Consider the following 12,107-nt stretch of genomic DNA (forward strand, 5'->3'; position numbering starts at 1 on the left):
CTGTCTAATTTATAAAAAATGCACCGAAACTTCCTTTTTTCCAAACTCATCAACTCATCAACTTATCAACTCAACAACTTTAAACAATTTAGTTTATAAGTCGATAAGTTTATGAGTTGAAATTTGGAGGGTATTTATCATCCGTCTTCACCTTTCCCTTCATTTTTACCAACTGTTCAAGGTAAAGAAAATGCACCAAAACTTCATCTTTCAACCTTTTCCCTTATCAACTCATTAACTTAACAACTTTAAACAATTTAGTTTATAAGTCGATGGTTGAAGGGTATTTAACATCCATCGTCACCTTTCCCTCCTTTGTTGCCAACTGTCTAATTTATAAAAAATGCACCGAAACTGCTATTTTTTCAAACTCAACAACTTTAAACAATTTAGTTTATAAGTCGATAAGTTTATGAGTTGAAATTTGGAGGGTATTTATCATCCGTCTTCACCTTTCCCTTCATTTTTACCAACTGTTCAAGGTAAAGAAAATGCACCAAAACTTCATCTTTCAACCTTTTCCCTTATCAACTCATTAACTTAACAACTTTAAACAATTTAGTTTATAAGTCGATGGTTGAAGGGTATTTAACATCCATCGTCACCTTTCCCTCCTTTGTTGCCAACTGTCTAATTTATAAAAATTGCACCGAAACTGCTATTTTTTCAAACTTAACAACTTACCAACTCAACAACTTTAAACAAAGCAGTTTATAAGTCGATAAGTTTATGAGTTTTTTAGTTAAAAGGTTTTTAACATTCGGGCTTTATTGGCTTCAATGAATTATTCCCAAAATTTCTATTTTTTTCCAACTTCTCAACTCAACTACCTATCAAACTCATCAACTTATAAACTCAACAACTTATCAACCATACCCCCACATCTTGAAGTCTAAAAAAATACATCTATATTTGGGCCAAATTTCTTCGGATAGATTCTATCAACACACCGGCGGTTTGGCAGAGATGCTGATTAATAAGGAATCGTGTGAAAATCACGGGCTGTCGCGCAACTGTAAGTAACTGCAAAGTTTTGGTCCCAGAGTTCCATTATCCTGTAATTCGGGATGAGAAGGACGGCCAAAATGTTACAAGCCAGGAGACTTGCCGCCGGTGTTTTGACCCATGCTCTCGCGATTTGGAGCGGAAAGTCAGGTGATAATCGTATTTGTGGTTTAGAAAATCTTTCCCCTTACCTCTAAAATGGTTGGGTTAGGATTCGTATGCCCCTATGCGCTTACATATGTCTTTCACTTTTTCGAATTGAGCAATGGGCTGATTTTTCTGAGGGATAAAACTATTTTCTAATCCTTTTAACCGTACAAGCAACATGCGTACACACAATCTCGGCTATCCGCGAATCGGTAGCCAACGTGAATTGAAAAAAGCCTGCGAAAACTTCTGGGCAGGCAGAATCACCGCCAAGGATCTTATGGACATCGGACTGAAAATCCGTAGGCAAAATTGGAAGATCCAACAACAGGCAGGTATTGACCTTATTCCTGTCAATGATTTTTCACTTTATGATCAAGTACTGGATATGACGGTCACTCTGGGTGCCATTCCAGAGCGGTATCAAAAGTTCAACGATTCCCTCACCCCTCTGGAGGGGTACTTTGCGATGGCAAGGGGCCTGCAAAATGAAAAGGTGGATGTGACGGCCATGGAAATGACCAAGTGGTTCGACACCAATTACCATTATTTGGTGCCGGAGTTTTCAATATCCCAGACCTTTCAACTTGACAGCCGAAAGGTAGTAGGTGAATTTTTGGAAGCGAAGCAACTGGGGATTCAGGCAAAACCTGTCCTTATTGGTCCAGTCTCCTATCTACTGTTGGGGAAAGAAAAAGAGTCTGGATTTCACCGCCTGTCATTACTACCTGCTCTTTTGCCGGTATATGTGAATTTACTTAAAGAACTGAAAGCCAACGGGGCAGAGTATATTCAGTTTGACGAGCCGTTTCTTGCCTTAGATCTAACTCCTTTAGAGCAGGATTTCCTTCATACCTGCTATGAGACATTCAGAAAAGAAATCCCTGAATTGAAACTTATTTTGGCCAATTATTTTGACTGCTATGGTGACAATTTGGATGCGGCTTTAAAATTGCCTGTAGACGTTTTGCATTTGGATTTGGTACGATGCTCCTCCCAGTTGGAGGATATCCTGACACATCCCAAGCTATCCAAAACAACTGTGCTATCACTAGGTCTCGTAGACGGAAGAAATATCTTGAAAAACAATCTCCAATATTCTCTGGATACCTTGCAGAAAGCCATAGACCAATTGGGAAAGGAACGGGTTTGGGTAGCGCCATCCTGCTCTTTGCTGCATGTTCCCTGTGATCTGGACCTAGAGATTAAACTCAATCCGGAAATTAAAGACTGGCTTGCATTTGCCAGGCAAAAACTCGATGAAGTAGCCAAGCTTAAGGAATTGTTGTCTCCGGTTGCGTCCCTATCCGCCAAAGACTATTTGGAAACCAACCAGAGCTCAATCAAAAACAGAAGCGTTTCATCCCTGATTCATAACCCTAAGGTGAGGGACCGCATTCAGTCTATTCAAGAATCCGATTACAAACGTAAAGCGCCTTTTCCTATCCGGCAAAAAGCCCAACGTGACAAGTTGGGACTGCCTTTATTTCCCACGACTACTATTGGATCTTTTCCGCAGACAACGGATATCCGTCAGTTGCGTTCCCAGTTGAAATCCGGGAAAATTTCACCCGAAACCTATGATGAAAAAATTAAAGCCGCTACGGTGGATGCCATTCGCTGGCAGGAGGAAATTGGGCTGGATGTCTTGGTTCATGGCGAATTTGAGCGTAACGATATGGTGGAATATTTCGGTGAGCTTTTGGAAGGATTTGCCTTTTCCCAGGCCGGATGGGTGCAGAGTTACGGAAGCCGCTGTGTAAAGCCCCCCATTCTCTATGGAGATGTTTGGCGAAGTCAGGATTTGTCTGTAGGCTGGACCACTTATGCGCAGCAACATACGGACAAACCCATGAAGGGAATGCTTACAGGACCTGTTACCATCTTACAGTGGTCCTTTGTACGGGATGACCAGCCCAGAAGCCTTACCACCCGGCAGATTGCACTGGCTATTCGGGATGAGGTAGCGGCACTTGAGGCTGCGGGAATAGCAATTATCCAGATTGACGAGCCGGCATTAAGGGAAGGACTACCCCTTCGAAAGAAGGACTGGGCTACCTATTTGGATTGGGCGGTCAGGGCGTTTCGGTTGTCATGCAGTGGGGTAAAAAATGAGACCCAAATCCATACCCATATGTGTTATTCCGAGTTTAACGATATAATCCAGTCGATTGCCGATATGGATGCCGATGTGATTACGATTGAGACTTCCCGCTCTGAGATGGAGCTGCTTGATGCCTTTGTCAATTTCAAATATCCCTATGAGATAGGGCCGGGGGTATATGATATCCACTCTCCCCGGGTTCCCCAAGTACGCGAGATGGTTCATTTGCTTCAAAAAGCAGCCACCGTAATCCCTCATGAACACCTTTGGGTAAATCCTGATTGCGGCCTAAAAACCCGGGGATGGGATGAAACCCGTGAGGCGTTAAAAAACATGGTGGAGGCTGCAAAGCAGATGCGGCAGTCTGTGCGATAGACTAATTAAGTGCTTTCCCCACCTGCTTCAGATGGGCAGGTGGGGATTTTTAAGTGAGTAACGAGAAATACATCTTGCCCCTTTTTCCCTTTAAACAGGGTATTTATAATATTACATTCAATTTTAATCCCTAAATTGGATGCAAATCCAAAGAAGAAACTAATTATAGACCCGTGAAAAATACCATCAACCTTAGTTTATTGCTCATTATTTTATTAAGTAGTTTTGGCACTGCATTTTCCAAAACCCAGTTGGCCAACCCATTTATCGGGATGTGGGGTCTGAAAATAGAAGGTGGAGGGGTCGGATGGCTTCATGTCAACGAGGAAAAGGGGTTTCTGGATGCAGAACTACTATGGATCGGCGGAAGCGTATTGCCGGTATCAAATGTATATCTCGCAGATGAAAACACACTTGTTGTTACCAGAACAACGGTCTCCCGGAAGAATGACGAACGAAGCCATACCCTTACGCATACACTCAGAATAAAGAAAACCGGGGACTCCCTAAAAGGAACCGTCACTGGGCCTGGAAGAAACGGCGAGTACCTGACCAATTTTACGGGCAGCATAATGCCTCCCATGCCGAAAAAGCCAGACCTGTCAAAAGTCACCTATGGAAAACCTATTACCTTATTTAATGGCAAGGACCTGACAGGTTGGGAATTGATTAACCCCAACCAAAAGAACGGGTTTATGGCGAAAGATGGAATTTTGGTAAACGATCCCAAACAGCCGGAAAACGGAGATCGCATTTCCTATGGGAACATACGCACCAAGCAGGAATTCAAAGACTTCAATCTTAAACTCGAGGTAAATGTGCCGGAAGGAAGTAACAGCGGCGTTTACCTCCGGGGGTTGTATGAAATTCAGGTGGTGGATTCCTATGGCAAGTCGGTGGATTCACACAATATGGGAGCGCTATATAGTAGAGTTACGCCCAGCACGGCTGCGGAAAAACAACCGGGTGAATGGCAATCAATGGATATTACCTTAGTTGATCGGCACGTTACCGTAATTTTAAACGGCAAAAAGATCATCGACAACGAACCAGCCTGGGGACCAACAGGTGGTGCCATAAGTGCCGATGTACTTGCACCCGGCCCCGTATTTCTACAAGGTGATCATGGAAGCGTAAGTTATCGGAATATTGTGTTGACACCTGTAGAATGATCGATTTATGAACTGATTTGGAGAACTTTGAAAACCTACGAAACGTTTTCAGAAAAATGATTAACTTCACAGTAGGAGAACAATAACAATAGATATTCCAGATTCACTTGATCTTAACGATAGGGAAGCAAGTATGGTTTTTACCTTTAAATGAGTGTTATTGTAACACCTTAATTTAGCTACAATGGTGGAATTTAAGATACAATTAGACGAAAGCGTTGTTCAATCTGTTGGTCATAAGCAGGTTGAAACCCACTTGCAGGATTTTGTGAAGAAAATGCTCCTTAAAACAGCAACGCAAGATGTTTTGGAAGACTTGGAATCGATAGACCTTCAAAACGATAAAGAATGGCAAACAGAAAGACATTTAGCTTGGCAACAAGAAAAGCATAAATACCTTATAGGCAGATGACAGATTTTGTAATTGATGCCAATGTTTTGATGAGCATACTCATAAGCGGCAAGGCAGGTTACAAACCTATTTTATCCTTTTATAGCTTCATTCTTCCTGATTTTGCACTAGTAGAAGTAGAGAAATACAAAGACTCTTTAAAAGGAAAGACAAAGAAATCTAAAATCGAGTTTACAGATTGGACTTATTTCGTATTTGCAAACGTAACGATACTACCGCAGTATGTCATGGAAAAGTTTATTCTCGCTAAATCAGAACAACTTATTGAGCAAATTGATATCAAGGACATCAGTTATGTAGCTTTGTCAATGCAGTTAGATTTACCACTTTTGACTAGGGATATCCCGCTTTATAAAGGACTGAGAAAGAATGGGTTCAAAAATGTAATGCTGTTCGGGAATTTTTTAAAGACATTGTAACAATTTTTTAGATTAGTGTAGTAAATATTTTTATCTGAGAATATACACCTCGTCTTATCAAAAAATCAAATTCTACGTCTCCTTTAGTAGTTAGGTTTCATATGTTCGAGTCAGGTTGAAACTGACTTTTCTACTATAAAAGATAGATTCAGTCAGATGGTGGAATATTTAAGTTGTGTAGATTTAGACTTGGAGGGACACATAATAAACGGCTAATTCCAAGCTAACTACCCGTGACAAGGATTGCAAATCCTTTTTATCTGTCGTTCGACATTGCAAATGTCGAACAGCGACTCCCCGTGATTTGTAATCGCATGGAATTTGCAATTCCTATGAAGAACTACTCATAGGCTGGAAAAAACCGATAAATCTTCCCCAACATTTTCCTATTTTTACCCGGAGCAACTAAACACTCCATATCATGCCCCCACAAAAAAACCTGGAAATACGCCTGCGATGTTGGATTACCCTGGAGGGGGAGAAGTTTTTTGGTCCGGGACGCATGCAGTTGCTGCTGGGAATTCAACAGGAAGGATCCATCTCCAAAGCCGCTAAAACCATGGGCATGTCGTATAAAAAGGCTTGGGACATGATTAATGATTTAAATGCCCGTGGTCAGCAACCCTATGTTATACTGAAAAAGGGTGGGGAGATGGGTGGTGGTGCCGAATTGACCCCCCATGCCCTTCAAGTTATTGAGTTATTTAAAAATCTTAATGCCCAACTTAAAAATGTAGCAGAGGCGGAAGAAAACCTGCTTGATTTGTTGTAAATATCTGAAGTAAGCAAACCTTCCAGGTTTTGTGATAACGAGTCAAATATTCAAATTAAATGGTTTAAACCTGGAAGGTTTTTTTCATAAGAAGTACTTGACTACAGGCAAGTACTTCGGTTGTTAAGGAATAGTTTTCCGTCCTTTCAGGCTCTTAACTTTCTGTGGTTCTGTACCCTTTTTGGTCGATTTTCTTTTAAAATATGAACCTGCACCCGATAAATCCCTGCAAATAAAGAATACCGTATTCAATGAAATTGACGACTTTTTAATATCTTTCGATATATATTTGAATATATATCGATTTGGTATACGGTACAGCCTATTTTGTCAGTGTTGAAACTATGAAAAAACTATTTTCACTATTATTTTTATTTATCTCCTTTACACTTGCCGAGCCCACTTTTGGCCAAGGCAAACAAGCACCCATCCGAATCGCCGCTGCTTCCGACCTAAAATTCGCACTTGATTCCATCATAGCCGTTTTCCAACAGCAAAATACAGCCACCATTCAACCCATCTATGGATCCTCGGGGAAATTGTTCGAACAAATCCTAAACGGTGCCCCGTTTGACATCTATCTTTCCGCAGATATCCGGTACCCGGAGGAATTGAGCGAAAAGGGACATGCAGCCTCCGAAGTATTCCCGTACGGTGTCGGGCGGCTGGTGCTTTGGAGCAGAAAAATCAATACGGAAGAAAAGCGAATACAGGCCCTAAATGATCCCGGTGTTAAAAAAATCGCTATTGCCAATCCCCGTCACGCCCCCTACGGACAGCGGGCACAGGAAGCACTGGTTCATTATGATCTATTTGAGAAGCTTGAAAAGCAACTTGTATTTGGAGAAAATATTTCGCAAACGGCCCAGTTTGTAACAACGGGTGCGGCAGACATTGGCATCATTGCCCTTTCCCTGGCACTTTCACCGGCAATGAAGCGCTATACATCTCCCTATTACCTTATTCCCGAGACGAGTCACCAACCCTTAATTCAGGGAGGGGTGATTACTAAATACGGTTCCGGTAAAAATCCAGTGAATCTTTTCTTTGAATTTTTGAAAAGCGAAACTTCCGTTGCTATTTTACGGGAATACGGGTTTACAAAACCCTAAAGCATATGCTGGAAACTGCCCCCTTTTATTTGACTGTCAAGCTGGCCTTATTGACCACCATGATTCTGTTTGTGCTAAGCATTCCCTTGGGATACTGGCTGGCCTTTAGCCGCTTTAGGGTTAAGTTTATGGTGGAGGCATTGGTGAGCTTGCCATTGGTATTGCCGCCGACAGTGTTAGGATTTTATCTGTTACTAGCCTTTAGTCCGGAAAATGCCTTGGGGAAATTTTTGGATAACTATTTTGACCTTCGCTTAGTATTTACCTTTCCCGGTCTGGTTGTGGCATCTGTTATCTACAGCCTACCTTTTATGGTGCAGCCTTTAAAGTCCGGCTTTGCCTCCATTCCCAAAGCTTGGCTGGATGCTGCCTACACCATGGGTAAAAGCCGCCGGGTAACCCTTAGAAGGGTACTTCTTCCCAATATGAAAAATGCCATGCTTACGGGGGCTGTCTTAACTTTTGCACATACTGTGGGTGAATTTGGCGTAATCTTGATGGTGGGAGGAAATATACCGGAGGAAACAAGGGTTATTTCCGTGGCTATTTATAACGAGGTGGAGGCAATGAATTATGCGGTTGCCAATACCTATAGCCTGATTTTGGTGGGGTTTTCATTTTTGGTGTTGATGGTTACCTATTTCATTAACCATCAGAAAAATTCACTTCTTAGCTATGATTGACATAAAGCTCAGGAAAAAATTAACTGGGGCGGGAGGAGATATCCAACTTCAAGTTGATTGTCAGATGCAATCCGGGGAGATCGTGGGCATATATGGACCCTCGGGTGCTGGCAAATCAAGTATTCTACGAATGTTGGCAGGCTTGATGGTTCCTGACGAAGGCGTTATAGAAGTGGGAGGGCAGGTTTGGTTGGATACGGCAAACGGTATAAACCTTCGCCCCCAGCACAGAAACATAGGTATGGTATTTCAGGAATACTCCCTATTCCCAAATATGACTGTGCTGGAAAACCTGGAATTTGCCTTGGAAAAAAGAAAAGATAAATCCTTGCTAAGGGAAATGCTGGAAATCATCGGCATGCAGGAGTTAGCCAATCAAAGGCCGCAACTGCTATCTGGTGGGCAAAAACAACGGGTAGCCCTGGCAAGAGCCATGCTTCGCCAACCAAAACTCCTGCTGCTGGACGAACCGCTCTCTGCCCTTGACAGGGAAATGCGGAAAAACTTGCAGGAATATATTCTGCGATTCCACCGGGATTTTCAATTAACTACACTGGTCGTGAGTCACGATGCGGCAGAAATCACCCGCTTGAGTGAACGCCTATGGGTGTTGGAAAATGGAAGTTTCGTTTATGACGGTGAACCGAACCTTTACTTTACGAAATAGACGGTTAATTTTTCATTCGGATTTGAATAATTAATGCCGATACAAAGGTAAGTCCAGTTATAAAAACTATAGGAGCCTCCAAGCCAATCTTGTCCGCTAATATTCCGGTAATGACGGCCCCTATGGCATATCCCAAATCCCTCCACAACCGGAAAATACCAATGCTCTCAGCCCGGTCTTGAGGGTGGGTGTTTTCTGCTACCGCAGCCAAAAACGCAGGATAAACAATAGCTGTTCCCCAACCGAGAAGGATGGAAAGAAAAATAAAATGAGCCATGCTTTCAGCCCAAACCAGCAAGAGCAACGCAATACCTTGGAGTAGCATGCCACTGAACAGTAGCTTTTTTTTGGAAAAGATATCTGCCATTTTTCCAGTAATTAATTGCCCTAGTCCCCACACAGCCGGATAGATGGCAGTAATAATGCCGATTTGTTTCAGGTCAAATCCCCTTGACGCCAAAAGTATTGGGAAAAGACCCCAGACCATTCCGTCGTTTAGGTTGTTGATTATACCGGCTTGGGTAACGGAACCTAGATTTTTATTCTTCCAAGTCGTCTCCCAGAAAATCTGCCTCATTTGGGGGATATTAGATGGAGCAATGGATTCTTTGGCTAAGTGATGTCGTGTATCCCTAATCAAAAAGATACTACTGAGTAAACCCGCTACTACAAGGGCAATTCCCAAATAAAATGGATAAGGCCTGATTCCCCACTCAGCGGCTATATATCCGGTCAGAAATGCGATGGCTGCTACAGCCATATACCCCACAGATTCATTGAGCCCCATTGCCAAGCCACGTTGCTTCTCACCAACCAAATCGATTTTCATGACTACCGTACTACTCCAAGCCAAACCCTGATTGATGCCAAGAAACACATTTGCCAGAATCACCCATTCCCAAGTAGGGGAATACATCAAAAGCAAAGGAATTGGGATGGCAAAGATCCAGCCGATTACCAAAAGTCTCTTCCGGCCAAGTTTATTGGCAAATGCTCCCGCAAAATAGTTTGTTACAGCCTTGGTCACTCCAAAAACAACAATAAAAGAAAGAATGGCTGTTTTAGCTACCATACCAAACTCCTCGGTAGCCAATTGGGGGAGGATGGATCGTTCCAATCCCACCATTCCACCCACAAATCCATTGACGATGACTAGGAGTAAAAACTGCCGCCAATTTTCCTTAAGCCCTAATTTTACCGCATGCTTTTCCATTTATCTTTTCATTCTTAGATAGAAAGACAAAGTTCCCTCAAGAAAAAGGGAGTTCCTTTAACAATTGTTAAATTGTCATTTCAGTGTAGACCTGATGCGGCTTAGGCTTACTTGGGTGATGCCAAGGTATGACGCAATATGTTTTAAAGGAATACGCTGAATAATGTCGGGTTTCTTAAGCAAGTCAAGGTACCTTTCTTCGGCAGAATGAAATTGTAGGCTTTCCATACGATTAACCGTCTCTACATATCCCGCTTCAAAGATTAATCTAAAAAGGCGTTCTATTTGGGGAAATCTGTCATACAGCCGAAAAAGCCCTGGGACCTGAATGGCAACAATTTGACTTTCTTCCAGAATCTGTATGGCCTTTTTAGAGGGTTTTCCGGTAAACAGACTTTCGACTCGGGCTACGATGTTGTTTTCAAAGGCAAAATACTCCGTAATGTCTACCCCGTCTTTATAATAGAAAATACGGGCAATTCCTGATTTGATGTAGTAGATTGTCTTGCAGGTATGTCCAAAAGGCTGTAAAAGTTCATTTTTGGAGACTTGAATCTCCGAGCAAATTCCTTCTATAGCCTCTCTGGATTCCCCGTTTAGGCTGTAAAACTCGTCAAAGTATTTAAAAAGTTCGTCCATTGTTATTGCCCGTTCACATAATCAGCCAAATAAGCAAAGTAAGTTGTCAATTCTCCGTTTTCCGCAACTGTAGCCTGGCGAATCACAGTGGAACCTGACACAAAGAACTCAGGAATCACCTGTTCGCTCAGTTGCCTCCCAAAGTCTTCGGAGGCATCCCGGGGCAATTCACAGGGAAGGTTGTCTATGGCCATCACTGAGATGCTGTTTTGCTTGCCAAAAGCAGGCAGTTCCTCAAAACGTTCCCTGTCTATGTCATACACAGGATCCGCTATCGTCGTGGGTCGGATGGTGGTCGGGATAGAGCCATCTATGTCGCAGGTAATGTCCGCAATTACGGATATATTGAAATCCGGGCTGGAGATTTCGGAGGCTTTAAACAGCACTGGGGCAAGCGGGTCCCAATAGGCTGCGGCAATGAAAATGTCGCTGACTTCGGTATACGGGGTAAAACACCCCTCGTACTGTTGCGGAAATTCATAAAACTCCTGTAAGTCAAACCCACCGTCAGTTTTGCGCTGATTATAGTCTGCCGCGGCCAATTGGGTAAACACAGGCTCTTCATAGTATGCACGCAAAAAGTCATCGGTAGTAACCCGCTGTATACCTACCGCCTCCATAATTTCCAGGACACCCCTAGCTACCTTTCCGTCTCCGGTGATTACAATTTTTATTGGCGGCAATTCGACCTTTCTCAGCTCTTCCATTAATTCATGCAGGTCATGACACTCGAAGGCACGCTTGAGCGTATATAAACCGGACTTTTGCCCATAAGTCCAGAGTCCGTTATACGCCCCGACTAATCCCGCCCAACGACCAAATGCCACTACCCGCTGTCCGGTGTTGTCTTTTAATGCTTCATAATCGATTAGGCGGATATTGCGGTGGAGTATTTCCTGAAGGAGTTGTTGGTTGTAGGGTTGCTTTTTAATGGTATGGGAAAAAAAGAAATAGGTCTTATCCGGAATCAGTTCAGGGATAGGTACCTCCTTCACCCCCATTAATATATCGCAGTCCGTCAAATCATCACTAACCTCAATACCTTTTGCAAGGTATTCCTCATCGGTAAAGCAACGGTCAGGACTAGGGGCCACCTTGAACTCCATTCTGTTTTCATAATACATTTGAAGATGGGCCAACTGCTTTGGACTGAATGCTACCCTTTTGTCGGCGGGAACTTTGTACTCTCTGATCAAGCCTATTTTCATGTGTTTATAATTGTTTTTTAATGGCCACATGGAATCTCGCAATTATAATCATCCCTCCGTGCGTCGCCTGCGTCATGCTCGATTTCATGTGTCTATAATTTTTTTTCAGCGGTCACATGGAATCTCGCATGGTTGATAGTCATCCCAGTGTGTGACGGCTACGTCATGCTCGATTTCAT

General features: G+C 42.8%; 11 protein-coding genes and 1 riboswitch. Of the genes, 8 read left to right on the forward strand and 3 right to left on the reverse strand.

The window, feature by feature from the left end:
* The first annotated feature begins 936 nt into the window (after positions 1–936).
* Positions 937–1,126: riboswitch (cobalamin riboswitch) on the forward strand.
* A gap of 204 nt (positions 1,127–1,330) precedes the next feature.
* The 8 genes from metE (at position 1,331) to FQ608_RS26845 (ending at position 8,868) form a co-directional block, all read left to right on the forward strand.
* Complete coding sequence (metE, locus tag FQ608_RS26810; protein WP_158861595.1) at positions 1,331–3,631, forward strand: 5-methyltetrahydropteroyltriglutamate--homocysteine S-methyltransferase; 2,301 nt, start codon at positions 1,331–1,333, stop codon at positions 3,629–3,631.
* A gap of 173 nt (positions 3,632–3,804) precedes the next feature.
* A complete protein-coding gene (locus FQ608_RS26815) occupies positions 3,805–4,803 on the forward strand; it encodes a 3-keto-disaccharide hydrolase (RefSeq protein ID WP_234364427.1) in 999 nt (332 codons plus the stop codon).
* Between the two features lie 184 nt (positions 4,804–4,987).
* A complete protein-coding gene (locus FQ608_RS26820; protein ID WP_158861596.1) occupies positions 4,988–5,215 on the forward strand; it encodes a hypothetical protein in 228 nt (75 codons plus the stop codon).
* Positions 5,212–5,634 carry a PIN domain-containing protein gene (locus FQ608_RS26825; protein ID WP_158861597.1) on the forward strand — a complete coding sequence of 141 codons (423 nt, stop codon included), beginning with the start codon at positions 5,212–5,214 and terminating at the stop codon, positions 5,632–5,634. The genes FQ608_RS26820 and FQ608_RS26825 overlap by 4 nt, the downstream gene beginning before the upstream one ends.
* 421 nt (positions 5,635–6,055) lie before the next feature.
* A complete protein-coding gene (locus tag FQ608_RS26830; RefSeq protein ID WP_158861598.1) occupies positions 6,056–6,406 on the forward strand; it encodes a winged helix-turn-helix domain-containing protein in 351 nt (116 codons plus the stop codon).
* A 344-nt stretch (positions 6,407–6,750) separates the two neighbouring features.
* Entirely contained in the window at positions 6,751–7,518 is a 768-nt protein-coding gene (gene modA / locus FQ608_RS26835; protein WP_158861599.1) for a molybdate ABC transporter substrate-binding protein, read from the forward strand.
* A 5-nt stretch (positions 7,519–7,523) separates the two neighbouring features.
* Positions 7,524–8,201, forward strand: coding sequence for a molybdate ABC transporter permease subunit (gene modB, locus FQ608_RS26840; protein ID WP_199856487.1), 678 nt, complete (start codon positions 7,524–7,526; stop codon positions 8,199–8,201).
* Entirely contained in the window at positions 8,194–8,868 is a 675-nt protein-coding gene (locus FQ608_RS26845; protein WP_158861600.1) for an ATP-binding cassette domain-containing protein, read from the forward strand. The genes modB and FQ608_RS26845 overlap by 8 nt, the downstream gene beginning before the upstream one ends.
* Positions 8,869–8,872: 4 nt before the next feature.
* On the opposite strand, the gene FQ608_RS26850 is transcribed toward FQ608_RS26845, so the two are convergent.
* The 3 genes from FQ608_RS26850 to FQ608_RS26860 form a co-directional block, all read right to left on the reverse strand.
* Positions 8,873–10,081, reverse strand: a complete 1,209-nt coding sequence (locus FQ608_RS26850) for an MFS transporter (protein WP_158861601.1) — start codon at positions 10,079–10,081, stop codon at positions 8,873–8,875.
* A 75-nt stretch (positions 10,082–10,156) separates the two neighbouring features.
* Positions 10,157–10,720, reverse strand: a complete 564-nt coding sequence (locus FQ608_RS26855; RefSeq protein ID WP_158861602.1) for a Crp/Fnr family transcriptional regulator — start codon at positions 10,718–10,720, stop codon at positions 10,157–10,159.
* 2 nt (positions 10,721–10,722) lie between these two features.
* Complete coding sequence (locus FQ608_RS26860; protein WP_158861603.1) at positions 10,723–11,928, reverse strand: NAD(P)-dependent oxidoreductase; 1,206 nt, start codon at positions 11,926–11,928, stop codon at positions 10,723–10,725.
* Positions 11,929–12,107: the final 179 nt, after the last annotated feature.

It is taken from the genome of Lunatibacter salilacus (assembly GCF_009797935.1).
In the GTDB taxonomy this organism is placed as follows: Bacteria; Bacteroidota; Bacteroidia; order Cytophagales; family Cyclobacteriaceae; genus Lunatibacter; species Lunatibacter salilacus.

Coding starts and splice junctions, on each gene's coding strand:
- metE (WP_158861595.1), top strand. CDS start 1,331: ATGCGTACACACAATCTCGGCTATCCGCGAATCGGTAGCCAACGTGAA.
- FQ608_RS26820 (WP_158861596.1), top strand. CDS start 4,988: ATGGTGGAATTTAAGATACAATTAGACGAAAGCGTTGTTCAATCTGTT.
- FQ608_RS26825 (WP_158861597.1), top strand. CDS start 5,212: ATGACAGATTTTGTAATTGATGCCAATGTTTTGATGAGCATACTCATA.
- FQ608_RS26830 (WP_158861598.1), top strand. CDS start 6,056: ATGCCCCCACAAAAAAACCTGGAAATACGCCTGCGATGTTGGATTACC.
- modA (WP_158861599.1), top strand. CDS start 6,751: ATGAAAAAACTATTTTCACTATTATTTTTATTTATCTCCTTTACACTT.
- modB (WP_199856487.1), top strand. CDS start 7,524: ATGCTGGAAACTGCCCCCTTTTATTTGACTGTCAAGCTGGCCTTATTG.
- FQ608_RS26845 (WP_158861600.1), top strand. CDS start 8,194: ATGATTGACATAAAGCTCAGGAAAAAATTAACTGGGGCGGGAGGAGAT.
- FQ608_RS26850 (WP_158861601.1), bottom strand. CDS start 10,081: ATGGAAAAGCATGCGGTAAAATTAGGGCTTAAGGAAAATTGGCGGCAG.
- FQ608_RS26855 (WP_158861602.1), bottom strand. CDS start 10,720: ATGGACGAACTTTTTAAATACTTTGACGAGTTTTACAGCCTAAACGGG.
- FQ608_RS26860 (WP_158861603.1), bottom strand. CDS start 11,928: ATGAAAATAGGCTTGATCAGAGAGTACAAAGTTCCCGCCGACAAAAGG.